Here is a 24,434-nt window from a genome sequence, read left to right on the forward strand (position 1 = left end):
CGCCCCCTCCGTCCCCAGCCGGGCGGGCTGTTTCCGGTTTGTTACGCAATGTTCATAAATTGGCGGTTGTTTTTTCTCGAAGAAGGCGCTATAATCTACACTCGAATGAGTTTGCACATCCATTCTGGGCATTTTACATTTTGAGAATGGAGGGCTTTCCTCGTGAAAAAGCTGCTTTCTTTCTGTGCCGCCTGTCTGGTGGCCCTGTCTGGTTGTACGCCCGGCGGCGGCGAATCCACGGCGCCTCCGCCGGTCTCCCCTTCCGCCGGCCTGCCCAGCACCACGCCCCTGTCCAGCCAGGAGGTGGTCCTGACCCCCTCCCCCAGCCCGGACTCCCCGGCGCCCTCCGTCCCCGCCAGCGCCGCGCCTCCGGTGGAGAGCGCTTCGCCCGCGCCCTCTCCCACGCCCCTCCCGCCGGAGACCCCTGTGCCGGAGACGCCTGTGCCGGAGACCCCTGTGCCGGAGACCCCTGTGCCGGAGACCCCTGTGCCGGAGACGCCCGCCTGGGACGGGAACCCGGACGCCCTGACCCTGGACGACTTCCCCACCCAGCTCATCACCGGGCCGGAGCTGGCTGCCGCCGCCGCCGCCCAGGACCCGGCCAGCGCCGGGCTCTACCTGGTGGCGCAGCTCCCCGACGCCGACACCTGGCTCTACGGCTTCTGCGGGCCCCAGGACGCCCAGGGGCTCATCCTTCGGGTGGGGGCCCAGTGGCAGGCCTATGACATTCCCTTCCTCACCCCCGGGGCGGCGCTGCCTGCCATGGCCTATGGAGACTACGACGGGGACGGGGCCCCGGAGCTGGCCCTCTCCACCCTGACGGGCAGCGGATCGGGCGCGGCTGTCTGGAGCCTCTCGGTGGTGGACTTCTCCACCGGCCTGTGGGAGCTGCTCCAGTTCATCCCCGCCGACTACGGGGCCATCCTGGACCTCTCCCTTACCAGCGCCTATGACGCCGCCGCCGGAACCGTGACCCTCCAGGCCGGGGGGGCAGTTCTGACCCTGAGCCTTGCGGATCTGGGCTATGCCGACCCCGGCGGCACGGTGGAGGCCGCCCCCCTGCCCCAGGTGTCCTTCACGGCGGAGGGAGACGCCCTCTCAGCCTCCTTCGGCGTCGGGCTCTTTGCCCCCAATCTGCCCCCCGCCGGACTGCCGGCGGCCGCCCTTCAGGCCGATGTGGTCTACACCGGCTCCGCCTTCGGCCTGGGGGACTTCACTCTCTCCCAACCGGAATCTTAGGCCGCACGCCCCCGTTTTTTACGCCTATATGCTGCCGGACGGGCTCCCTTCTCCGAGGGCTTGTTTGAAAATTGGCGATGTGTCCGGCAGCGAGGGATTTTGGGCCGCCGGCAAGCAATTTTTTCGCAGGAATCCTGGCGGATTTCAAGGAAAACTTGCGCCGCCCAGGGGGCAAAAGACCCGCCGGATGCCGCTCGCTGTGGGAGAACGGGGAAATTCCATAAAATTGTCGGCGTGCCGCTTAATTTTTACAAAATTGTGACGAAAAAATGATGTGATGACATGCAGGATGGTCAGGGGGTATTTTAGATGACGAAACACAGCATTAAACTGCATGTATGGGCGAGAGTCGCCGCCGTGCTGTTTGCGGCCCTGCTTATGGGCGTCGTGGTCAATATCAGCATTCGATTTATCCGCACTGCAGAGCAAAGCAACGAGCAGGCCAATACCATGCTGTCCCAGGCCCAGGCGGCCCAAACAGCCCACTACCTCTGGTACAGCCAGCTGGGGGACTCCCTCTACACCGGAACGGCCTTTGCCGGGACCATGGACCCCACCGCCTGCGGCCTGGGGCAGTGGCTCTACGGGGATGCCGGGACCCAGGACCCTGATATCCTGGCCCTGCGGGAGGAGCTGATCCCCCTCCACGAGACCATCCACGCATCCGCCCAGGAGGCGCTGGACCTCCCCCAGGCCCAGGGACAGGTATACTACCGCCAGACGATCCAAAACAGTGTAACCACCCTGGTGGGGATGCTGGACGAGATTGTCACCCGCGCGGATGCGGTGTGCACAGAGAATGAGGCGGACATGGGTCAGGCCATCCAGATCGCCTCCATCAGCTCCATTGTATGCGGACTGCTGACCTTCCTCTGCCTGGGGAGCCTGGTACAGTATGTATTGCGGTGTGTCATCAAGCCCATCCTGCACATTACGGAGGAGAGCCGCGTGCTGCTGGAGGGGCGGCTGGACTTTCATCTGGACTGCCGTGTGAAGAACGAGCTGGGAGAACTGGCCCAGATTCTACAGCAATCCATGGGAACCATCCGGGGCTATGTGGCGGAGATCGACCGGCTGATGGCGGAGTATGCCGAGGGCCGCTTTGCCGCCGAGCCGCAGGTGGACTTCCAGGGCGACTTCCATTCCATCCAGAAATCCATGGACGCCTTCACCAGCCGGATCTCTCAGGCGTTGGACGTGGTGGAGACGGCGGCGGCGCAGGTGTCCAGTGGAGCGGATCAGATCTCCGGAAGCTCCCAGTCCCTGGCCCAGGGGGCCACGGAGCAGGCCAGCAGCGTGGAAACGCTGGTGACCGAGCTCAAGGAGCTGGCGCAAATCTCCCGAGAGAACGCCGAGCGGGCCCAGACGGTTCAGGGCACGGCCAGGCAATCCGGGGAGCGGGCGGAGGAGAGCAGCCGGCAGATGGGTGAAACGGTGCAGGCCATGAGTGAAATCCAGAAATCGGCCAGTGAGATCAGCCGGATCATCGGCACCATTGAGGATATCGCCTTTCAGACCAACATCCTGGCCCTGAACGCGGCGGTGGAGGCCGCCCGGGCCGGCGCCGCCGGCAGGGGCTTCGCTGTGGTGGCCGATGAGGTGCGCAGCCTTGCCGCCAAGAGCGACGAGGCGGCCAAGGCAACCAAGGAACTGATTGAGAACGCCATCCAGGCGGTTGAACAGGGCAGCCAGATTGTGGAGGCGGTGTCTGGAGAGCTGGAGAAGAGCCGCGGACTGGCTGGCCGCACCGCCCAGGAAATTGAGGAAATCGCCCAGGCGGTGCACTGCGAGGTGGACGCTGTGGCCCAGATCAACAGCGGCGTGGGGCAGGTGTCCGCTGTGGTACAGCAGAACTCCGCCGCCAGCCAGGAGATCGCCGCCATCAGCGGCGAGCTGTCCATCCAGGCCAGAGCCCTGAAAGAGCAGACGGAACGCTTCCAGCTCCGGCAGCCCTAGGGCTTGTTTGAAAATTGGCGATGTGTCCAGCAGCGAGGGATTTTGAGCCGCTGGCAAGCAATTTTTTCGCAGGAATCCTGGCGGATTTCAAGGAAAAATTGCGCCGTCCAGGGGGCAAAAGACCCGCCGGTTGGGCATGTTGCCATGTTTCAAACAAGCCCTAAGATTTGCGTAAAAAAGAGCCATGCGCCCAGCGGTCAAAATCCTTGCCGCTGGGCGCATGGCCCATTTTTCTGCCGCTCTGCCGGAGACTGCGCGGGGGAAATCGCACCGCAGCCGCCGGACAAAGAGCTTAAATCCCTCAGGCCTCGCTCTGGGCCTCCACCAGGCGGACGCCGCAGTACTGCTCCCGCAGCCGGGGCTTTTCGATCTTCCCGGTGGCATTCCGGGGGACGGGGGCGAAGATAATCCTCCGGGGCCGCTTGTACCGGGGCAGCTCGGTGCAGAAGTAGCGGATTTCCTCCTCGGTGCAGGTCTCCCCCTCCTTGACCTGGATGATGGCGGCGGCAATCTCCCCCAGCCGCCGGTCCGGCAGGCCGATGACCGCCACGTCGTGGACCTTGGGGTGGGCCGAGAGGAAGTCCTCGATCTGGACCGGGTAGAGGTTTTCGCCGCCGGAGATGATGACGTCCTTCTTCCGGTCCACTAAGTAGTAAAAGCCCTCCTGGTCCTGCCGGGCCATGTCCCCGGTGTGGAGCCAGCCGTCCCGGAGGACCTCCGCCGTGGCCTTGGGGTCGTGGTAGTAGCCCACCATGACGCCGGGGCCTCTGACGCACAGCTCCCCTACCTCCCCCGGCAGGACGGGGCGGTCCAGTTCGTCCACAATTTTGACCTCCCAGCCGTAGCCGGGGACCCCGATAGCCCCCACCTTGCGGATGTTCTCCAGCCCCAGGTGGACGCAGCCTGGGCCGGTGGACTCGGACAGGCCGTAGTTGGTGTCGTATTTGTGGTGGGGGAAGTAGCGCAGCCAGTGTTTGATGAGGCTGGGGGGCACGGGCTGGGCCCCGATGTGCATGAGCCGCCACTGGCTGAGCTGGTAGTTGGGCAGCTGGAGGACTCCCCGGTCCAGGGCGGCCAGGAGGTCCTGGGCCCAGGGTACCAGCAGCCAGACGATGGTACAGGCCTCCCGGGACACCGCCTCGAGGATGGACTGGGGGGAGTTGCCCTTGAGGAGCACCGCCCGGCTTCCGGTGAAGAGGGAGCCGAGCCAGTGCATCTTGGCCCCGGTGTGGTAGAGGGGCGGGATGCACAAAAAGACGTCCTCGTGGGTGGTCTGGTGGTGGATGGCCTCCATCCGGGCCGCCTGGAGGAGGGCCTGATGCCGCAGGAGGATGGCCTTGGGGAAGCCGGTGGTGCCGGAGGAGTAGTAGATGGCCCCCTCGTCCTCGTCCTCGATGAGGACCTTGGGGGCCACGCTGGAGCAGTTGGCCGCCGCGCGGTGGTAGTCCTCGGCGAAGGTGGGGCAGCTGTCCCCCACAAAGAAGAGCAGCCGCTCCCGGCCGATGGAACCGGCGATGTCCTCCACCCGGCCGATGAACTCCGGGCCGAAGAAGAGGACGTCCACGTCGGCCAGCTTGACGCAGTACTCGATCTCACGGGCTGTGTAGCGGAAGTTCAGGGGCACCGCCACCGCCCCCGTCTTCAAAATGCCGAAGTAGATGGGCAGCCACTCCAGGCAGTTCATCAGCAGCAGGGCCACCTTCTGCCCCTTGTGGACCCCCCGGCCCCGCAGCAGGTTGGCCGCCCGGTTGGCTTTCTCGTCAAAGACCGACCAGGTGATCTCCCGGCGGTAGGGGGCGGTGCCGGTGGGCTGGATGAGCTCGTACTCCTTCCAGGTCACCCGCTGCTCCTCGTGGACCTCGGGATTGATCTCCACCAGGGCGATTTCATCGCCGTACAGCTTGCTGTTGCGCTCCAGTAAGTCGGTGATGGGCATGGCTTCCTCGTTCCTTTCCCGGGAGGGGCTCCTCCACTTTATTGGTTTTTGAGATAAACAACAAATCCGAACCCGCCCCCAATGGGGGACAAGTTCGGATTATGTTGCTGTGGTGGAGACAACAGAACTCGAATCTGTGACCTCTCGCGTGTGAGGCGAGCGCTCTACCAGCTGAGCTATGCCTCCATATGGGAGACGTTGGTGACGCGTACGGGAATCGAACCCGTGTTACCGCCGTGAAAGGGCGGTGTCTTAGCCGCTTGACCAACGCGCCATGCGGTGCAGCGCGGGGCTGCATGGTAGCGGCACCTGGATTTGAACCGGGGACAACTCGGGTATGAACCGAGTGCTCTAGCCAACTGAGCTATGCCGCCTTATCGGCCCCAGTGAAACAGGGCAAGAGATAGTATATCCGACTTGCTCCAAAATGTCAACCATTTTTCTGAATTTTCTGGATTTTTCTTTTCCCCCCGGGAGGGGGCTCAGTCGATCTTGTAGCCCACCCCCCACACCGTCTTGATGAACCGGGGGTTCCGGCTGGGCTCCCCCATCTTCTCCCGCAGGCGGCGGATGTGGACCATCACCGTGTTGTTCCGGTCCAGGTACTTCTCCCCCCACACCGCTTCAAAGAGACGCTCAGCGGAGATGACGCGGCCCCGGTTTTCGCAGAGCATCCACAGGATGTCGAACTCCAGGGGGGTCAGGTTCAGCTCCCGGTCGTAGAGGGTGCACTGGTGGGTGCTCCGGTCGATGACCAGGCCGTTGAAGTCGATGACCTCCCCGACGGGGGGCTGGCCCACGCCGTTGTAGCGGGTGTACCGCCGGAGCTGGGCCTTCACCCGGGCCACCAGCTCCAGGGGGTTGAAGGGCTTGGTGAGGTAGTCGTCCGCCCCGATGGTGAGGCCGGAGATCTTGTCCGTGTCGGAGCTCCGGGCCGTCAGCATGAGGACGGGGAAGTGGTGCTCCCGGCGGATCTCCCCGCAGAGGACAAAGCCGGAGATGTCCGGCAGCATCACATCCAGAACGGCCAGGTCCGGGGGGTGGTCCCGGACGCAGGCCAGGGCGTCGGCCCCGGTGCCGCAGGTATAGACGGTGAAGCCCTCGCTGCGGAGATAGACCCCCACCAGCTCGGCGATCTCCGGCTCGTCGTCCACCACCAGGATATTGGCCTCCATGTTCCTCACCTCTCCGTCCCCATTATAGCGGCTCTTCCGCGGGAAAGTCAATGCTCCGGGGGAAAAGGTAAGAAAATCATAAGATCTGCTCCGGCTCAAAAGATCCACCGCAGCACGCCGGAGGCGGCGAAGGCCAGGGCGGCGGGGATCAGGTTCTCCCAGCGGAAGGGCTGGTCCAGAATGCCTTTCACCAGCAGCACCACACCGGCCAGGCGCAGCAGCCAGGGCACCAGGGAGAAGAGAATGGCCAGGGGCAGACCGATGAGGATGAGCACCAGGCCGATGAGCACGGAGCCCACCACCACGCCCCCCAGGCACAGGACGGTCAGGGTCAATAGGGTAATCATAAGGGTCCCTCCTTTTACGGTCCCCATAGTACCACGGGGGCGTTAAAAAGAGAGGGGAGAGGAGATTAAAATTGGGTGAAAATTTCCGGGGGCGGGTTTAAGCCCCGGCGGGGCTGGCCAGAATAGGGGCACAGGCTACATAAGGGGAAGGTGCTTTATGATGATAGAGACCCTACAGGAAAGCCGCCGCCTGCGGCGCTGGGAGGCCGCCCTGCTGGCCGGCATGGCCATCGCCCTGCTGGCGGGGCTCTGGCTGGACGGGGAACAGGCCGCCCTGGCGGACAAGGTCCTCCGCCTCCACGTCATCGCCAATTCGGACACCCAGGCCGACCAGGCCCTAAAGCTGGAGGTCCGGGACCGGATTCTGGCCGAGGCCGGGGTTCTGCTGGAGGGCAGCGGCTCGGTGGAGGAGGCCGTCCAGGTCCTCCAGGACGCCCTGCCCCAGCTGGAGGCGGCGGGGGAGGCGGCCGTCCGGGCGGCGGGCTATGCCTACCCCGTCTCCGCCTCCCTGGAGGAGGATGTCTGGTTCCCCACCAAGGAATACAGCGACTTCGCCCTGCCCCAGGGGAGCTACACCGCCCTCCGGGTGGTCATCGGAGAGGGGGCGGGCCAAAACTGGTGGTGCGTGGTTTTCCCGCCCCTGTGCCTGGGCTCGGTCTCCGAGACCACGGAGGAGACCGCCGCCCTGGGGGGCCTGAGCCGGGAGGAGGTCTCCCTGATGACCGGGGAGACTGAGGGCTATGTGGTCAAGTTCCGGGCCATTGAGCTCTGGGAGAGCTTCCGGGGCTGGGTGGAGGGCCGGTAGCCCGCCCCCCCTACCACTCGTTGACGGCGTACAGGATGGCCAGCCGGATCTGCCTCAGCAGTGCGTCAGAGAGCCGGTCGTACTCCCGGCTCAACCCCTTTTCCCCGGCCAGACAGGGGGGCGTGTCGTTCCAGGAGCCCATGGCGCCGAACACATCGGCGCAGTCGGCCGCGTCAAAGAGGGCGCACCGCTCCTGGGGCAGGGGCAAGCTGTACGCTGACCTTGGCGCCTCCACGGCGCCGTCCAGAATCACCCTTGCCCGTTCAAAGATACGCGCGAAGCCGGGGCAGTCGATTTGGACCGCCAGCGCCTGGATCTCCAGAAGGGTCTGCCGAAATGTGGGGGTAGGATTCTGGAAACGGGGCTTCCCAGGCGGAGGGGAAGATAACTCCTGCTCCGTATACAGGCCGCTCCACCGCTTCTTCACGCTGTCGAAATGCCGGCTCCCGGTGAAGGCTGAGGCCAGGCCGCCCCGGCGGAAGCAGATCATGGCGCTCCCCGTTATGTTGACAAAGCCCAGGATATTCCGGTCCGGCACGTCCACCGGGCAGAGGAGCTTGACGTCCTCCAGCCCCCTCTGCCTCATATGCGCAAACCACGCCTCCACATGGGGCGCAGTATAGGGGCCCGCCCCTGGGCGGGACGCCTCAGGCAGGCAGACAAAGGCAGTGGCCTCCTCATAGGGACCCGGCGTATATTGGATGGGCGCCTCCTCCCGCAGGGCCTGCTTGGCCGCCGTAACCAGACGGCAGATTTGAAACAGTTCTCCGTTCATGCCGCTCCTCCATTCTGACCCGCTCCATCGGGCCTTTTATGGTCATGATAGCACACCGCCGGTCTGTCTTCAAGCCGCCCTCTGGGCGGCTTTTTTGGGCCCGGCCTCCGGGCGGGCGCTCTTGTTCCTCCTTGACGTCGGGGCCGGGAGCTGGTATACTGCCAGCAAATCCCTCTGCTGTTAAAGGAGGTTCCTATGGGCTTTTCCATTGAGACCGGCGTGTCCGCCGTCACGGTATTTCTCCAGGGCATTCTGAGCTTTTTCTCCCCCTGCGTCCTGCCCCTGGCGCCTCTCTACCTGGGCTATCTCTCCGGCGGGGCCGGCAGTTCGGAGGCCGGCGGAGCCGCCCGCCGCCGGGGAAAGCTGATGGTCCACACCCTCTGCTTCGTGGCGGGGGTCTCCTTCGCCTTTTTCCTGCTGGGCTTCGGCTTCTCCGCCGCTGGGCAGTTTTTCCAGCGGTATCAAGCCGTCTTCACCACGGTGGGCGGCATTCTGGTGATCCTCCTGGGGCTCTACCAGCTGGGGGTCTTCGGCTCCCCCCGCCTCCTGGCCGCCGAGCGCCGCCTGCCCTTCCGGCTGGATAAGCTGGCCATGGGGCCCCTGACGGCCCTGGTCCTGGGCTTTACCTTCTCCTTCGCCTGGACCCCCTGCGTGGGGCCCGCCCTGGCCTCGGTGCTGCTGATGGCCTCCTCCACCGCCTCCGCCGCCGCCGGCTTCGCCCTCATCGGCCTCTACACCCTGGGCTTCGTGCTGCCCTTTTTGGCGCTGGGCCTCTTCGCCGATGGGGTGCTGGACTTCTTCCGCCGCCGCCGGCAGGTGGTGCGCTACACCGTCAAGGCCGGGGGCGTGCTGATGCTCCTGATGGGGGTGCTGATGCTCACCGGCTGGATGGGGGGCGTCACCGCCTACCTGGCCCGGCTGGGCGGGGCGGCGGGGGGCGGGACGGCCGCCCAGGTCCAGCAGACCCCGGCCCCCGTCTCCTCCCCGTCCCCTGCCCCGGCGGCCGCAGAGGACCCGGAGGCGCTGCCCCCCGCCCCGGACTTCACCCTGACGGACCAGAACGGGGAGACCCACACCCTGTCGGACTACCAGGGTCAGACGGTGCTGCTGAACTTCTGGGCCACCTGGTGCGGCCCCTGCCAGCAGGAGATGCCCGACCTCCAGGCCCTCTACGAGGCCTGGGGGGAGAACGGCGGGGACCTGGTGGTGCTGGGGGTGGCCAACCCCAGGACCGAAGAACAGCCCTTCAACCAGGACGGCACCGTGGAGGAGGTGGCGGCCTTCCTCTCCGACGGGGGCTACACCTACCCTACCGTTATGGACACCACCGGGGAGCTCTTCTCGGCCTACGGCGTCCGGTCCTTCCCCACCACCTTTATGATCGACGCCGAGGGCAGGGTCTTCGGCTACCTCATCGGCTCCATGAGCCGGGAGGTCATGGACAGCATCGTGGAGCAGACCATGACCGGCCAGCGGGCCGGGTAGGCCCCGCCCCGGTTTCCCGCCCTTCCAGCGCCCCCGCCCCGGTTTTTGGGGCGGGGGCGCGGCGCTTTCGGGGCGCTGAAAAAGGTATGACGAAAAATCATACTTTTGTTTTTCCTCCCGCGACCTTATACTGGACTTATCCAAAACACAGAAAGCGCGGTCCAGGCCGGGCTCCGGCCCGGTGAGAGAAGGAGTGATCCCATTCATGGAGGAAAAGAAAAAATCCCTGACCAGCCGCATCCCTGCCAAGGTGTGGCTGCTCATCTCGTTCCTGGCGGCCATGGCGGTGTGGTACGCCCTCTCGGTCATCCCCGCCACCAGCCGGGCCTTTCCCAACATCATCGTCACGGCGGAGGGCCTCCTCACCATGATTGAACGGGGGGCCTTCTGGCAGGACCTGTCCAGCAGCATGATCTCGGTCTTCTCGGGGTACGCCCTGGGCTTCGTCATCGCCCTGCCGGTGGCCATCCTCATGGCCTGGTATGTGCCGGTGCGGAACATCCTAGAGCCCTGGATTCAGTTCATCCGCAACATCCCCCCCTGGCCTACGTCCCCCTCATCGTCATCTGCGCCGGCGTGGGCCGCCGCCCCCAGATCATTGTCATCACCATCGCCTGCTTCCTCATCATGTGCGTGACCATCTTCCAGGGCGTCATCAACGTGGACGAGACCCTCATCAAGTCCGCCCGGGAGCTGGGCTACTTCACCGAGGAGGGCCTGGACGTCACCCTGACCTCCTTCCAGGACGGCCCCACCATCATCGCCGCTATGGAGAACGGCTCCATCAACTTCGGCTACATCGGCGACGGCGCCCACCGCCTGTGCGTGCTGGGCCAGGCGGAGATCATCGGTCTGTCCCACATCTCCAACGGCGACGCCGTCATCGGCGGGCCCAACGTCGCCTCCCTGGAGGACCTGGCCGGTAAGACCGTGGCCTACTCCTCCGGCACCTCCAGCGAGACCATCCTGGTCAACGCCCTCAACAGCGTGGGCCTGACCATGGACGACATCACCGCCATGGACATGGACGCCTCCGCTGTGGTCACCGCCATGCTCTCCGGCGGCGTGGACGCCTGCGCCATCTGGTCCCCTCAGAGCCTGACCATCCTGGACGAGATGCCCGAGGCCACCAAGCTGGCCCAAAACACCGACTTCTCCGACATCAGCATCTCCCTGGCCAGCTGGATCGCCATGCCCAGCTACCTGGAGGCCAACCACGACGTGGCCGTCCGCTTCATGCGGGCCCTCTTCAAGGCCATGGACTACGCGGCCCTGGAGGAGAACTATGAGCAGGTCTCCCAGTGGGTGGCCGACGAGCTGAAGCTGGATGTGGCGTCCGTCCTGCCCCAGGCCCGGGGCGACGCCGACTGGCTCACCGGCCAGGAGGTGGCGGCCAGCGTGGCCGACGGCACCGTGGAGGGCTATTACGCTCTGCAGCAGGAGATGATGCTCACCGCAGGCAGCATCACGGAAGAGGACGTCTGCCCCGTGGGCGACTATGTGAACTTCGACCTGATGACAGAGGCCGGCACCTACTGAGCTTGGGAACGAGCACCCCAAAGGGCACAGGATTTGGGGCGGCGGCGGAGCGCCGCCGCCCCCCTTTCCTGTCTGAACGCCCCCTTCGGCCCGCCAGGTGATTTACAAACCGGTCCTTCCCAGCTAAAATTAGAGAAAAAGGCTTTGGAAGGAGGCGCGGGCCATGCTGCTGCTGTTGGTGACGGGACTGCTGATGGGATCCCTGCTGGTGCTGTGGGTGAAAAAGAACCGGGCCTCCCTGCTCCTGGCGGGGATGTGCCTGAGCCTGACCCTGTTCCTCTTGGGAATCATGCTCTTCATCGCCAAGAAGAGCGGCATTTCCCGGGAGCTGGAGCGCTTCCTCTTCCTCTCCCGGGACATTCGGATCTGGATGCAGTACCGCTTTCTCACCCTGGGGCAGCTGGGCTGCCTCATCTCCCTGGGGCGGCACCTCTACCCCCTGTGCCTGCTGGAGATGGCTATGGAGTACTCCATGATCCCCGCTCTCTGGAAATCCCCCCTGCTCCGGCGGGTGGCGGCGGTGCTGCCGGCGGTCTCCCTGGTCCTATACTGGCCGGGGGTCTACCGCCCTCTGGTGGATTTGGGGGACGGGGTTCGGGGCCTGCTCTACAACTTCTCCTATGTGTGGGTGGTGGGGTATGTCTGTCTGGCCCTGTGCCTGCTGGGCTATGAGTTCTTCTCCATCACCATGGCCTTTTCCCGGCGGCGGTTCGCCCAAATCCTGGTGTGCCTGGCCTCCTTGTCCGCCCTCTACCTCCTCTACTGCGGCCAGGACCCGGGCCAGGTCTACCGCTTCTACAGCTACGACTACATCTGGATTCGGGGGGTGGGCTACCTCCAGCACAACCTGAGCATCTGGGGCTATGGGGTGCTGGTGGTGTGCAACGCCGTCTGCGGGATCCTGGGCCTGGGGAGCCTTCTGCGCTACACCCGGGACAGCTTCGCCCGAGACCGGGACGACATCGCCCTGGAGCGCAAGTTCGACGTGGCCCGGACCGGGGCCTCGGTCTTTGTCCACAGCATCAAAAACCAGCTTCTGGCCAACCGGGTCCTCTACAAGCGCATCCGCGCCGAGCTCCAGAAGGATGCCCCCGACCTGGAGCGGCTGCGCACCTATACCGACGGCCTGTGCCAGAGCAACGAGCTGCTGCTCGCCCGCTCGGAGGAGCTCTACCGGACGGTCAAGGCCAAGTCGGTGCGGCTGGTGCCGGTAGACCTGGGGCGGCTGGAGGCGGTCACCCTGGAGCGCTTCCGGCAGAAATACCCCGAGGGCCGGGTGGAGGTCCACATGGACCGGAGCCTCCAGGTGCTGGCCGATGCGAACTACCTCAGCGAGGCCCTCTATAACCTGCTGACCAACGCCTGGGAGGCCACGGTGGAGGCCGGCCGCCAGGACGACGCACCGGTGGAGCTGTGGAGCCACCAGGAGCGGCTCTACACGGTGCTGTAGGTCCGGGACTGCGGCCCCGGCATCCCCCCGGGGGAGCTCAAGCACATCTTTGAGCCCTTTTACTCCGGGAAGAACACCAATTTCAACTGGGGCATGGGCCTCTACCACGTCCGCACCATCATCCGCAGCCACCTGGGCTCCCTCCGGGTGGAGAACCGGCCGGAGGGCGGGGCGGCCTTCTTTCTCCTGCTGCCCCGGTACGGCCGCCATTGGGCGTTCACACAAGGGGGGGAGGAGAGATGATCCGCATTCTGGTGGCCGAGGACTTCGACCTCCTGCGGGAGGACCTGTGCGGCATTCTGAACCAGCAGCCGGACATGACGGTGGCGGGGAGCGCCGGCAGCGGGAAGGAGATCGAGGCCCTGGCCCGCTCCACCGCCTGCGACCTCATCCTCATGGACATCGAGATGGAGACCACCACGGCGGGCATCCGGGCCACCGAGCGCATTCTGGAGGAGAAGCCCAGCCTGAAGGTCCTCTTTCTCACCGCCCACGAGACCGACGATATGATCCTCACCTCCATGGGCGCCGGGGCGGTGGACTACATCGTCAAGGGCTGCGACGACGCCGAGCTCCTCCTCCACATCCGCAGCGCCTGGGAGGGCCGCCCCATGCTGGACGCCCGGATTCAGAGCGTCCTCTTCAAGGAGTACTCCCGCCTGCGCCGCTCCGAGCGGAGCCTGCTGTTCTTCATCAGCACCGTCTCCCCACCGCTGAGCGGGAGCTGGTGCGGCTGCTGCTGGAGGACAAAAAGGTCAAGGAGATCGCCGCCATCCGGTGCGTGGAGGTGGTCACCGTCAAGACCCAGATCAAGAGCCTCCTGCGCAAGTTCGGCTGCACCCGCACCAGGGAGATTGTTTCCACCATCCGGGAACTCAATGTGGCCCACCTCTTCTGAGGGGGCCGGGAAAGGAAGCATATATGATGGATTATTTTCAGATCAGCGCCCAGGACCTGGGCAGAGACGCCAAGATTCCCGTGGTCAAGCTGGGAGACTCCGGCGAGGTCTTCTATGAGCTGGCCCTGGAGATGGTCAGCGCCATCCGGGCCAACAACGACCGGGGGGAAAAGACCGTCTTCATCTGTCCGGTGGGCCCGGTGGGCCAGTACCCCATCTTCGTCCGGCTGGTGAACCGGGACCGGCTCAGCCTGAAGAACTGCTGGTTCCTCAACATGGACGAGTACCTCAACGACGACGGCGCCTACATCCCCAAGGAGAGCCCCCTGTCCTTCCGGGGCTTCATGGAGCGGACGGTTTATGGCCAGATCGACCCGCGCTGCTGATGCCCCCGGAGCAGCGGGTCTTCCCCGACCCCGCCGGCCCCGGCCGGATGGACCGGCTCATCGAGGAGCTGGGGGGCGTGGACATCGCCTTCGGGGGCATCGGCATCAACGGCCACCTGGCCTTCAACGAGGCCCGGGAGGACATGACGGCCCAAGAATTTGCCGCCCAGGGCACCCGGGTCCTCTCCCTCAACCCGGAGACCCGCACCGCCAACGCCATCGGGGACCGCTGCGGCGCCATCGACACCATGCCGAAGCGGGCCGTCACCATCGGCATCCGGCAGATTCTGGGGGCCCGGAAGGTCCGCCTGGGGGTCTTCCGGGCGTGGCACCGCAGCGTGGTCCGCCAGGCCGCCTACGGGCCTGTCACCGCCCACTTCCCCGCCAGCCTGCTCCAAAACCACCCAGACGCGGTGATCTACGCCAACGCCACCGCCGCCGCCCAGCCCTTCTGACCATGGAGCGCACGCTGTTTACCAACGGACGGGTCCTCACCGGCGGCAGGCTGGCGGCCTGTGAGGTCCTGGTCCGGGAGGGGCGCATTGCCGCCGTGGGGGAGAACCTGGACCGGGCGGGCTGCCGGGTGGCGGACCTGGGCGGGAACCTCCTCGCCCCCGGTTTTCTGGACGTTCACACCCACGGCGGCGCCGGCGTGGACATCAACGCCGCCGGCTGTGAGGACCTGTCCAGGCTCTCCGCCTTCTTCGCCAGCCAGGGGGTCACCGGCTTCCTGGCCTCCATCCTCACCGACACCGAGGAGGCCACCTGTCGGGCCATCGACCGCGTCTGCGCCTTGATGGACCGCCCCGCACCGGGGGCCAAGTGCCTGGGCATCCACCTGGAGGGCCCCTTCCTCTGCCTGAAGTACAAGGGGGCCATGCCCCCGGAGCTCCTGCGGGAGGGGGACGCCGGACTCTTCCAGCGCTATCAGGAACGCGCTGGCGGCCGCATCCGCTACATGACCGTGGCCCCGGAGGTGCGGGGGGTCCCGGAGATGATCCGGGCCCTGCGAGGCCAGTGCGTCCTGGCCATGGGCCACACCGACGCCGACTACGAGACGGCCATCGACGCCATCGAGGGGGGCGTGGCCGCCTGCACCCACACCTTCAACGTCATGAGCCTCTTCCACCAGCACCGGCCCGCCGTCATGGGGGCGGTGCTGGAAAGGCCCGTCTACTGCGAGGCCATCTGCGACGGCCGGCACCTCCACCCCGGCACAGTGCGGATGCTCCTCTCCTGCAAGGGCTGGGACAAGGTGGTGGCCGTCACCGACTCCATGCAGGCCGCCGGCCTACCCGACGGGGCGTATATGCTGGGGGTCAACCCCGTCACCGTCACTGGCGGCGACGCCAAAATCACCGGCACCGACATCCGGGCAGGCAGCACCCTCACCCTGGCCCAGGCGGTGAAGAACCTGGCCCGCTTCACCGGGGCGGGGCCGGAAAACGTGCTGAAGCTGCTCACCATCAATCCCGCCCGGCTCATCGGCGAGGACCACCGCCGGGGCGAGATCGCCGCAGGAAAGGACGCCGACTTTGTGGTCCTCTCCCCGGAACTGGACGTACTGGAAACCTGGTCGGCGGGCGAGCGCGTCTACGCCGCCGCAACATGAAGCAAGGAGGATATCATTATGCCTTTGGTACCGCTCAGACCCCTGATGGAGGCCGCCGAGGCCCACAACTACGCCCAGGGGGCCTTCAACGTCAACGCCGTGGCCCAGGCCAAGGCCGTCATCGAGATGCATGAGACCTTCCGCTCCCCCGCCATCCTTCAGGGGGCCGACCTGGCCAACGCCTTTATGGGTGGCCGGGTGGACTTCCAGAACGGCACCCTGGAGGACAAGAAGAAGGGGGCCCGGAATATCGCCGCCGCTGTAAAGAAGTACGGTGAGCACTCCCCCATCCCCATCGTCCTCCACCTGGACCACGGCAAGGACTTTGACTCCTGTGCGGCCGCCATTGAGGGGGGCTACACCTCCGTGATGATCGATGGCTCCTCCCTGCCCCTGGAGCAGAACATCGAGCTCACCCGGGAGGTGGTGAAGTACGCCCACGCCCGGGGGGTCAGCGTAGAGGGAGAGCTGGGGGTCCTGGGGGGACAGGAGGACCACGTCTTCGCCGCCAGCTCCACCTACACCAACCCCCTGGACGCCGTGAAGTTCATCCAGGAGACCGGGGGACGCCCTGGCCATCTCCTACGGCACCCAGCACGGGGCCAACAAGGGCAAAAACGCCAAGCTCCGCCGGGAGATCCCCATCGCCATCAAGGAGTGCATCAACCGCCTGGGGATCTTCTGCGCCCTGGTCTCCCACGGCTCCTCCACTGTACCCCAGTACATCGTCCGGGAGATCAACGGCCTGGGAGGCGACATCCAGAACGCCTACGGCATCAACGTGGACGAGCTGATGGCGGCCATCCCCTGCGGCATCCGCAAGATCAATGTGGACACCGACATCCGCCTGGCGGTGACCCGGAACATGAAGGAGCTCTTCGCCCAGCGGCCGGAGCTCCGGAAGAGCCCCTCCATCGGCGGGGTGTACGCCCTGCTGGAGGAGAAAAAGTCCGCCTTTGATCCCCGGGTCTTCTTCCCGCCCATCATGGACACGGTCCTCACCGGGACCCTCCCTGACGACGATGTGGCCCTGCTCATGGGCCGGGTGGAGGCCGGTGTGAAGGAGGCTGTGGGCTCCCTCATCGTTCACTTCGGCTCCTACGGCCGGGCCCCCCTGGTGGAGCAGAAGTCCCTGGAGGACATGATTGCCTTCTACAAACAGTGAGGAGGAGACGGGATGAAGCACCTGTACTTGAACCTAAAGCGGTTTGACGTGCCGGTAGAGTACGGCGGCGTCAACCGCATCGCCCCGGTGGGGGAGTGGGGGCGCTATATCGTCACCCGCACCCAGGAGGGCCTGAAGGGCTACGACCCGGCGGAGGCGGAGTTTGTCCAGTACTTCCCGGAGGCGCACATCCTGGGGGCGGTGGGGGCCCTGTGCCCGGACAGCCCCGTCCAGGTGGGCAGCCAGGGGGTCTACCGGGTGGACACCGCCGTGGGGGGCAACTTCGGGGCCCTCACCACCAGCCGCCCGGCCTCTATCGTGAAGGCCATGGGCTGCACCGCCGCCCTCATCGGCCACTGTGAGGAGCGCAACGACAAGGCCGGTATTCTGGCCGAGGCCGGGGTCGCCGACTCCGCCGCCGTCAACCGCCTGCTCAACCAGGAGGTGAAGACGGCGGCGGCCCAGGGTCTCTCCGTGCTCTACTGCATCGGGGAGAAGAGCGAGGAGCAGGACCGCTGGCAGGAGGTGCTGGGGGAGCAGCTGGACCTGGGCCTGGAGGGGGTGGACCCCTCCAAGGTGGTCGTCGCCTATGAGCCCATCTGGTCCATCGGTCCCGGCAAGACCCCGGCGGGGAAGGACTACATCACTAAGATCGCCCGGTTTGTCAAGGAGCGGACCGGGGGCCTGGACGTGGTATACGGCGGCGGGCTGAAGGTGGACAACGCCGAGATGCTCGCCTCCATCGCCGAGATCGACGGGGGGCTCATCGCCCTGACCCGGTTCCAGGGGGAGATCGGCTTTTACCCGGAGGAGTACCTGGAGATCATCAAGACCTATTTGGGGAAGTGAGGAGCAAGCATGAAGCTGGAATTTGAATACGGCCACGGCCGGATGAGCGCGGAGCTGCCCGACAGCACCGACGTCTTTATCCCCGGGGAGACGGTGCCCGACCCCCCCTGCCTGCCCCAGGACTGGGACAGCCTGTACGCCGCCACCCTGGAGAGCCTTCGCAATCCCATCGGCATGAGGTCCCTGCGGGAGCTGGCGGGCCCCGGGAAGCGGGTGGTCTTCGTCATCCCGGACATTGTGAAGGGGGGCACCCAGCCCACCGCCCACCGGCGGGTGAGCATCCGGGCCTGCCTGGACGAGCTCTACGCCGCCGGGGTGGAGCAGAAGGACATCCTGCTCCTCTTCTCCAACGGCCTGCACCCCCGGGCCACCGTGCCGGAGATGAAAAAGATTCTGGGGGAGGAGCTCTTCAACGCCTTCTACTGGACGGGCCAGATCGCCAGCCACGACAGCGAGGACTATGAGCATATGGTGGATCTGGGCGCCACCCGGCGGGGCGACCCGGTGCTGATGAACAAGTACGTCTATGACTGCGACATCCCCATCCTCATCGGCCACACCCAGGGGAACCCCTACGGGGGCTACTCCGGGGGCTATAAGCACTGCGCCACCGGCATCACCCACTGGCGGAGCATCGCCAGTCACCACGTCCCCCAGGTGATGCACCGGGCCGACTTCACCCCGGTGTCCGGCCACAGCCTCATGCGGACCAAGTTCGACGAGATCGGGATGCACATGGAGGAGAAGATGGGCCGCCCCTTCTTCTGCTGCGACGCGGTACTGGACACCTACTCCCGGCAGATCGCCATCTTTTCGGGCTGGGCCAGGGAGATGCAGCCCGTCTCCTGGCAGGTGGCCAACAAGCGGACCTATGTGCCCTACGCCAAAGAGAAGTACGACGTGATGGTCTTCGGGATGCCCCAGGACTTCCACTACGGCAACGGCATGGGCACCAACCCCATCCAGATGATGCAGGCCCTCTCCGCCCAGGTCATCCGGCACAAGCGGGTGATGAAGGACAACTGCGTCATCCTCTGCTCCTCCATCTGCAACGGCTATTTCCACGACGAGCGCTGGCCCTATCTCCGGGAGCTCTATGAGATGTTCCAGCACGACTATATGCAGGTCCTCCCCGACATGGACCGCTACGGGGAGTACTTCGCCACCAATGAGGCGTACATCCGCAAGTACCGCTTCTGCAACGCCTTCCACCCCTTCCACGGCTTTTCCATGATGAGCTGCGGCCACATCGCGGAGAGGAACACGGCGGCCATCTACATCGTGGGGGCCCAGGAGCCGGGCATCGCCCGGAGCATGGGCCTCAAGACCCGGGCCACCTTCGAGGAGGCTCTGGAGGACGCCAAGCGGAAATTTGTGGGCCCCAACCCCCGCATCCTGGCCCTCCCCAGGACCTTCCAGCTGGGGGCGGTCCATCTCTGCATGGCTGGCGACGACCTGAGCGGCGTGTAAGGAGGGGAAATCATGCTGAAAGGAAATATGCTCATCGCCCACGGCGGCGGCCCCACCCCCGTCATCAACAGCTCCCTGCTGGGGGCGGTGCGGGAGGCCAAGGCCCACGGCGAGATCGAGGCCATCTACGGCGCCCGCTTCGGGGCCGAGGGCCTCCTGGCCGGGGACCTCATCGACCTGAGGGCGGTCCCCGACGGCGACCTGGAGCTTTTGGCCAAAACCCCCGCCTCCGCCCTGGGCTCCTGCCGCCGGAAGCTCACCGGCGCCGACTACCCCGCCGTGCTGGAGTGCTTCCAAAAGTTCAACATCCGCTACTTCTTCTATAACGGCGGCAACGACTCCATGGACACCTGCCACAAGGTCTTCCAGCTGGCCAGCCAGTCCGGCTACGAGCTGCGGGTCATGGGCATCCCCAAGACCATCGACAACGACCTGGCTGTCACCGACCACTGCCCGGGCTTCGGCAGCGCCGCCCGGTATGCCGCTGTCTCCGCCCTGGAGCTGGCCCAGGACGCCGCCGCCCTGCCCATCCATGTGGTCGTCATGGAGCTCATGGGCCGGAATGCCGGCTGGATCACCGCCGCCTCCGCCCTCTACGCCGGTTTAATGCCCTGCGAGCACCTGGTCTACCTCCCCGAGACGGCCTTTGACAAGGGAACCTTCCTCCAGGCGGTCCAGGAGAAGTTCGCCAGGGGCCGGGGTCTGCTGGTCACCGTCTCCGAGGGCATCCACTACGCCGACGGGACCCCGGTGGCCGACTCCGGCCTGGTGGACGGCTTCGGCCACAAGGTCCCCGGCGGAGCCGCCCAGACCCTCAGCGATATGATTCTGGCCGAGACCGGACTCAAGTCCCGCTCCGAGAAGCCGGGGCTCCTGGGCCGGGTCAGCGTGGCCCTCACGTCGGAGGTGGACCGCCGGGAGGCTCAGGAGGCCGGCGCGGCGGCTGTTCGATACGCAGTGGAGGGCAAGACCGGCTTCATGGTGGGCTTCCAGACCACCCGGACGCCGGAATACCGCTCCGAGCTCTGCCTCATCCCCCTGGAGCAGGTGGCCAACGCCGAGAAGACCTTCCCCCTGGCGTGGATCGGCTCTGACGGAGCCAGCATCCGCCCTGAATTCCGGGACTACTGCCTCCCCCTGGTGGGGGACTACGACAGCCGCTTCGTCTCCCTGCGGTAGCGGCCTATGCTGTACAACATGGAAAACGGCCTCTTGTCGGTGACGGTCAGCACCTTTGGGGCCGAGCTTCAAGACATCCACACCTTGGGGGCGCCCTCCGTCCCCTGCCTCTGGGACGGAAAGGCCGGGATCTGGCCCCGCCGGGCCCCGGTCTGCTTCCCCTGGTGCGGCCGGGTGGAGGGGGGCTGGTTCCAGGAGGAAGGGGTCCGCTACGAGGCCGGGTCCCACGGCTTTGTCCGAGACCTGGAGCACACCCTGGCGGACCGGGGAGCCCAATGGCTCCGCTTCCGGCTGGACTGGCCGGGGGACGGCCTCCGCTGGCCCTGGGCCTTCACCTTCGAGACCCTCCACACCCTGGAGGGCCGCCGCCTCACCACCACCTGTACCGCCGTCAACCGGAGCCCCCGGCCCATGCCGGTACAGGTGGGCTTCCATCCGGGCTTCCGCTGTCCCCTGGACCCGGCCCGGGGCCTGGGGGACTATGCCATCCGCTTCCAGCGCCCGGAGGCCCCAGGCGGCACCGACCGCCTCCCACTGACCCCCGGCCTCTTTGACCAGGACAGCCTCTGCTTCCGGGACCTGGGATCGGCCTGGGTCCGGCTGGAGGAGCGGGATACCGGCCGGTATCTCCAGGTGGACCTGGAGGGCGCACCCTATCTGCTGCTGTGGAGCCAGCCGGGAATTCCGGGCTTTGTGTGCATTGAGCCCTGGACGGGCTATCCCGGCCCCGGCCACGACCTGGCCGCCCGGCCGGGGGCGGTCCTCCTGCCCCCCGGCGCGTCTCTCCGCCGCAGCATGACCCTGACGGTCCATCTCTGACCCTCCCCGGCAAACCCAGCGGGCCCCCTGTCGCCAGACAGGGGGCCCGCTCTTTTTCACCCTCTCAAACGTGTTCCGGGGAAGATGGCTGTCGAGGGAGCGTTTCAGGGCGGAGCGCTGTGAAGCCGGCGCGTCAGCGCCCAAACAGCCGCCAGAAGAAGCCCCCCTTCTTTTTCTCCCGGGCCGGGCTGGCCCCCAGCTTCTTCAGGGCTGCGAAGGCCGTGGCTTTGCGGGAGAGCTCCAGGGCCCTGACCGGGTCCTGGGGCACGCCCCGGCCCTGCTCATAGCATACGCTTAGCTCCATCAGGGCCTTGGCATCGCCCCGCTCCGCCGACTGCTGGTAGAGCGCCGCCGCCCGGGCCTCGTCCTGGGGGACCCCTCTCCCATCCCGGTAGCAGTCGCCCAGAAGGCGCGGAGCCCGGGTATCGCCCAGGTCGGCCGCCTTCTGGAACCAGGCCGCCGCTTGTTTCGGGTCTGCGGGGGCGCCAATGCCATTGAGCAAGCAGATTCCGGCGTTGCAGGCCCCGGCGGGGGACCCCAGATCTCCGGCCTGCCGGTAGAGGGACAGCGCTTGGGCCTCGTCTTGGGAGATCCCCGTTCCCCGTTCGTAGCACAGCCCCAGGCTCACCAGGGCGTGGGGGTAGTTCTGCTCCGCCGCCCGGCGGTAGAGCTCCACCGCCCTTGGGGCGTCCTGAGGAACCCCAGCGCCCTGCTCATAGCAGTCACCCAACAGGTCTAGGGCCTGGGGATAGTCCTGCTCCGCCGCCTTTTGGAGCCAGTACACCGCCTGTCCCGGGTCCGTTGGGACGCCAATGCCCCGGAGGTAGCAGCGTCCGGCGTTATAGGCCCCAGTCTCCTCCCCCCGCTCTCCAGCCTGCCGGTAGAGGGGCAGGGCCTTGGCCGGGTCCTGGGGTACGCCCCGGCCCCGCTCATAACAGATGCCCAGGCTCACCAGGGCCCTGATGTGACCCAGATCCACCGCCTTTTGGAACCAGGCCGCCGCCCGCTCCAGGTCCACAGGGGTGCCGGTGCCCTCCAGATAACAGAGGGCAGCGTTGTAGGCCCCTGGGGGATTTCCCCGCTCCCCGGCCTGCCGGTAGAGGGACAGGGCCCTGACCGGGTCCTGGGGCACGCCCCGGCCCTGCTCATAGCACAGGCCCAGCTCCACCATGGCCTTGGCATAGCCATGGTCCACCGACTGCTGGTAGAGCGCCGCCGCCCGGGCCTCGTCCTGGGGCACCCCCCTCCCATCCCGGTAGCAGTCGCCCAGAAGGCGCAGGGCCCGGGCGCTGCCCAGGTCCGCCGCCTTCTGGAACCAGGAGACGGCCTCCTCCGGGTCTGCGGGGGCGCCAATGCTGTTGAATAAGCAGATTCCGGCGTTGCAGGCCCCGGCAGGATCCCCCAGCGCTCCGGCCTGCCGGTAGAGGGACAGGGCCAGGACCTCGTCCTTGGGGACCCCCGTCCCCTCTTCGTAGCACAGGCCCAGGCTCACCAGGGCGGGGGGAAAGTTCTGCGCCGCCGCCTGGCGGTAGAGCGCCACCGCCTTTTGGGCGTCCTGGGGAACCCCCAAGCCCTGTTTATAGCAGTCCCCCAACAGGTCCAGGGCCCGGGCGCTGCCCAGGTCCGCCGCCTTTTGGAGCCAGAACGCCGCCTGCTTCCGGTCCACAGGGGTGCCGGCGCCCCGGAGGTAGCAGAGCCCGGCGTTATAGGCCCCGTCCTCCTCCCCCTGCTCTCCGGCCTGCCGGTAGAGGGACAGAGCCTTTGTCGGGTCCTTGGGCACACCCCGGCCCCGCTCATAACAGACGCCCAGGCTCACCAGGGCAGTGGTGTCGCCCAGGTCCGCCGCCTTTTGGAACCAGGCCGCCGCCTGCTCCAGGTCCACAGGGGCGCCGGTACCCTCCAGATAACAGAGGGCGGCATTATAGGCTCCTGTGGCATTTTCCTGCTCCCCCGCCCGGCGGTAGAGGGAGAGGGCCTTAGCCTCGTCCTTGGGCACGCCCCGGCCCCGCTCATAGCAGATGCCCAGGCTCACCATGGACTTGATATCCCCCCGGTCCACCGCCTGCTGGAAGAGGGCCGCCGCCCTGGCCTCGTCCTGGGGGACCCCCTTTCCATCCTGGTAGCAGCCGCCCAAAAGGCGCAGGGCCCGGGGGCTGTCCAGGTCCGCCGCCTTCTGGAACCAGGAGACGGCCTCCTCTGGGTCTGGGTGGGTTCCGATGCCATCCAGGAAGCAGACCCCGGCGTTGCAGGCCCCCTCCTGATCCCCCTGTTCTCCGGCCTGCCGGTAGAGGGACAGGGCCTGGGTCTCGTTCTGGAAGACCCCGATCCCCCGCTCATAGCACAACCCCAGGTCCACCATGGCGGTGAGGAAGCCCTGGGCCGCCGCCCGGCGGAAGCAGTCCACAGCCCGCTGGGGGTCCGGCTCCACCCCCCAGCCCCGGAGCCAGCACTCTCCCAGCAGATCCAGGGCCCGGGCGCTGCCCAGGTCCGCCGCCTTCTGGAACCACTCCACCGCCGCCCGTTCGTCCACAGGCGTCCCGATGCCGGTGAGGTAACAGTATCCGGCGTTGCAGGCCCCCACGGCGTGTTCCTTCTCTCCGGCCTCCTGATAACAGGCCAGAGCCCTGGCCCCGTCCGCCGGAACCCCCACGCCCTGCTCATAGCACAGGCCCAGGCTGGTCAGGGCGGGGGCATATCCCCCCTCGGCCGCCTTTCGGAACCACTCCACCGCCTGGGCGGGGGAGCGCTCCACCCCCTCGCCGTCCCGGTAGCAGAAGCCCAGCAGATTCATGGCCCGGGGGGAGTCCTGCCCAGCCGCCTTTCGGAGCCAGACCACGGCCTCCTGGGGGTCTTCGGGGCCGCCGATGCCGTAGAGGAGGCAGTACCCGGCGTTGCAGGCCCCGACGGAGTCGCCCAGCTCCCCGGCCTTTCGGTAGTATGCCAGGGCCTGGGCCTCGTCCTTGGGGACCCCCGTGCCCTGCTCATAGCACAGGCCCAGGCTCACCAGGGCGGGGGGATAGTCCTGCTCCGCCGCCCGGCGGTAGAGCTCCGCCGCCTTTTGGCCGTCCCGGGGCGCCCCCACGCCCCGCTCATAGCAGTCCCCCAGCAGATCCAGGGCCCGGGGATAGCCCTGGTCGGCGGCCTTTTGGAGGAGGCTCACGGCCATGTCCGGGTCCTCCTGAACGCCGATGCCCCGGAGGTAGCAGTACCCGGCGTTGCAGTATCCGGCGGCGCTGCCCCCCCTGCCGGCCTGGAGGTAGAGCTTCACCGCTCTGGGCCGGTTCTGCTCCACCCCCCGGCCCTGCTCATAGCACAGGCCCAGGCTCACCAGGGCGGGGGGATAGTCCTG

General features: G+C 66.5%; 21 protein-coding genes, 3 tRNA genes and 2 pseudogenes. 18 read left to right on the forward strand and 8 right to left on the reverse strand.

Annotated features, from left to right (window positions below; all coding sequences use genetic code 11):
- Positions 1-162: 162 nt before the first annotated feature.
- A complete protein-coding gene (locus Q0K09_RS02340; protein WP_294472366.1) occupies positions 163-1,239 on the forward strand; it encodes a hypothetical protein in 1,077 nt (358 codons plus the stop codon).
- A gap of 309 nt (positions 1,240-1,548) precedes the next feature.
- Complete coding sequence (locus Q0K09_RS02345) at positions 1,549-3,195, forward strand: methyl-accepting chemotaxis protein (protein WP_294472368.1); 1,647 nt, start codon at positions 1,549-1,551, stop codon at positions 3,193-3,195.
- A 301-nt stretch (positions 3,196-3,496) separates the two neighbouring features.
- Here the strand turns inward: Q0K09_RS02345 and Q0K09_RS02350 are convergent, their stop codons facing one another.
- The 6 genes from Q0K09_RS02350 to Q0K09_RS02375 form a co-directional block, all read right to left on the reverse strand.
- Positions 3,497-5,131 carry a class I adenylate-forming enzyme family protein gene (locus Q0K09_RS02350; protein WP_294472370.1) on the reverse strand — a complete coding sequence of 545 codons (1,635 nt, stop codon included), beginning with the start codon at positions 5,129-5,131 and terminating at the stop codon, positions 3,497-3,499.
- A 110-nt stretch (positions 5,132-5,241) separates the two neighbouring features.
- Positions 5,242-5,317: transfer RNA gene (locus Q0K09_RS02355), tRNA-Val, on the reverse strand.
- Between the two features lie 13 nt (positions 5,318-5,330).
- Positions 5,331-5,405, reverse strand: a tRNA-Glu gene (locus Q0K09_RS02360).
- 23 nt (positions 5,406-5,428) lie between these two features.
- Positions 5,429-5,505: transfer RNA gene (locus Q0K09_RS02365), tRNA-Met, on the reverse strand.
- Between the two features lie 108 nt (positions 5,506-5,613).
- The gene (gene vanR / locus Q0K09_RS02370; RefSeq protein WP_294472372.1) at positions 5,614-6,306 is read right to left on the reverse strand and encodes a VanR-ABDEGLN family response regulator transcription factor; all 693 of its coding nucleotides are present in this window, start codon (positions 6,304-6,306) and stop codon (positions 5,614-5,616) included.
- Positions 6,307-6,401: 95 nt separating this feature from the next.
- Positions 6,402-6,653 (reverse strand): phage-shock protein, encoded by a 252-nt coding sequence (locus Q0K09_RS02375; protein ID WP_294472374.1) that lies wholly within the window; start codon positions 6,651-6,653, stop codon positions 6,402-6,404.
- Positions 6,654-6,810: 157 nt separating this feature from the next.
- Here Q0K09_RS02375 and spoIIR point away from each other — a divergent pair, with 157 nt between their 5' ends.
- Positions 6,811-7,458, forward strand: coding sequence for a stage II sporulation protein R (gene spoIIR / locus Q0K09_RS02380; protein ID WP_294472375.1), 648 nt, complete (start codon positions 6,811-6,813; stop codon positions 7,456-7,458).
- Between the two features lie 10 nt (positions 7,459-7,468).
- Here the strand turns inward: spoIIR and Q0K09_RS02385 are convergent, their stop codons facing one another.
- Entirely contained in the window at positions 7,469-8,233 is a 765-nt protein-coding gene (locus Q0K09_RS02385) for a hypothetical protein (RefSeq protein ID WP_294472378.1), read from the reverse strand.
- Between the two features lie 195 nt (positions 8,234-8,428).
- Between Q0K09_RS02385 and Q0K09_RS02390 the strand changes: the two genes are divergently transcribed.
- From Q0K09_RS02390 to Q0K09_RS02450, 15 genes and pseudogenes are all read left to right on the forward strand, one after another.
- Complete coding sequence (locus Q0K09_RS02390; protein WP_294472380.1) at positions 8,429-9,718, forward strand: cytochrome c biogenesis protein/redoxin; 1,290 nt, start codon at positions 8,429-8,431, stop codon at positions 9,716-9,718.
- 205 nt (positions 9,719-9,923) lie between these two features.
- Positions 9,924-10,355: a hypothetical protein gene (locus Q0K09_RS02395; protein ID WP_294472381.1), complete on the forward strand. Its 432-nt coding sequence runs from the start codon at positions 9,924-9,926 to the stop codon at positions 10,353-10,355.
- Positions 10,295-11,257, forward strand: a complete 963-nt coding sequence (locus tag Q0K09_RS02400) for an ABC transporter substrate-binding protein (protein ID WP_294472383.1) — start codon at positions 10,295-10,297, stop codon at positions 11,255-11,257. The genes Q0K09_RS02395 and Q0K09_RS02400 overlap by 61 nt, the downstream gene beginning before the upstream one ends.
- A 163-nt stretch (positions 11,258-11,420) precedes the next feature.
- Complete coding sequence (locus tag Q0K09_RS02405; protein ID WP_294472385.1) at positions 11,421-12,707, forward strand: ATP-binding protein; 1,287 nt, start codon at positions 11,421-11,423, stop codon at positions 12,705-12,707.
- 12 nt (positions 12,708-12,719) lie between these two features.
- Positions 12,720-12,950, forward strand: a pseudogene (locus Q0K09_RS02410) (HAMP domain-containing sensor histidine kinase); the annotation flags it as partial.
- The gene (locus tag Q0K09_RS02415) at positions 12,947-13,723 is read left to right on the forward strand and encodes a response regulator transcription factor (RefSeq protein ID WP_294472386.1); all 777 of its coding nucleotides are present in this window, start codon (positions 12,947-12,949) and stop codon (positions 13,721-13,723) included. The pseudogene Q0K09_RS02410 and the gene Q0K09_RS02415, both read left to right, overlap by 4 nt.
- Positions 13,632-13,991: a hypothetical protein gene (locus tag Q0K09_RS10710; protein WP_365931237.1), complete on the forward strand. Its 360-nt coding sequence runs from the start codon at positions 13,632-13,634 to the stop codon at positions 13,989-13,991. Before Q0K09_RS02415 ends, Q0K09_RS10710 begins: the two co-directional genes overlap by 92 nt.
- A complete protein-coding gene (locus Q0K09_RS10715) occupies positions 13,991-14,446 on the forward strand; it encodes a hypothetical protein (RefSeq protein WP_365931240.1) in 456 nt (151 codons plus the stop codon). Before Q0K09_RS10710 ends, Q0K09_RS10715 begins: the two co-directional genes overlap by 1 nt.
- Before the next feature lie 2 nt (positions 14,447-14,448).
- Positions 14,449-15,603, forward strand: coding sequence for an N-acetylglucosamine-6-phosphate deacetylase (gene nagA / locus Q0K09_RS02425; protein ID WP_294472388.1), 1,155 nt, complete (start codon positions 14,449-14,451; stop codon positions 15,601-15,603).
- Positions 15,604-15,648: 45 nt separating this feature from the next.
- Positions 15,649-16,107, forward strand: a pseudogene (locus tag Q0K09_RS10720) (class II fructose-bisphosphate aldolase); the annotation flags it as partial.
- A 73-nt stretch (positions 16,108-16,180) separates the two neighbouring features.
- The gene (locus tag Q0K09_RS10725) at positions 16,181-16,768 is read left to right on the forward strand and encodes a class II fructose-bisphosphate aldolase (RefSeq protein WP_365931246.1); all 588 of its coding nucleotides are present in this window, start codon (positions 16,181-16,183) and stop codon (positions 16,766-16,768) included.
- Positions 16,769-16,780: 12 nt separating this feature from the next.
- A complete protein-coding gene (locus Q0K09_RS02435; protein ID WP_294472390.1) occupies positions 16,781-17,617 on the forward strand; it encodes a triose-phosphate isomerase family protein in 837 nt (278 codons plus the stop codon).
- Between the two features lie 9 nt (positions 17,618-17,626).
- Positions 17,627-19,087 carry a lactate racemase domain-containing protein gene (locus Q0K09_RS02440; protein ID WP_294472392.1) on the forward strand — a complete coding sequence of 487 codons (1,461 nt, stop codon included), beginning with the start codon at positions 17,627-17,629 and terminating at the stop codon, positions 19,085-19,087.
- Between the two features lie 12 nt (positions 19,088-19,099).
- The gene (locus tag Q0K09_RS02445; protein WP_294472394.1) at positions 19,100-20,266 is read left to right on the forward strand and encodes a 6-phosphofructokinase; all 1,167 of its coding nucleotides are present in this window, start codon (positions 19,100-19,102) and stop codon (positions 20,264-20,266) included.
- A 6-nt stretch (positions 20,267-20,272) separates the two neighbouring features.
- Positions 20,273-21,085 carry a hypothetical protein gene (locus Q0K09_RS02450; protein ID WP_294472395.1) on the forward strand — a complete coding sequence of 271 codons (813 nt, stop codon included), beginning with the start codon at positions 20,273-20,275 and terminating at the stop codon, positions 21,083-21,085.
- A gap of 133 nt (positions 21,086-21,218) precedes the next feature.
- Here Q0K09_RS02450 and Q0K09_RS02455 read toward each other — a convergent pair.
- Positions 21,219-24,434 (reverse strand): hypothetical protein (locus Q0K09_RS02455; RefSeq protein ID WP_294472397.1); only part of this gene is annotated, 3,216 nt, incomplete at its 5' end.

This window comes from uncultured Intestinimonas sp., assembly GCF_944387725.1.
Classification (GTDB): Bacteria; Bacillota; Clostridia; order Oscillospirales; family Oscillospiraceae; genus Intestinimonas.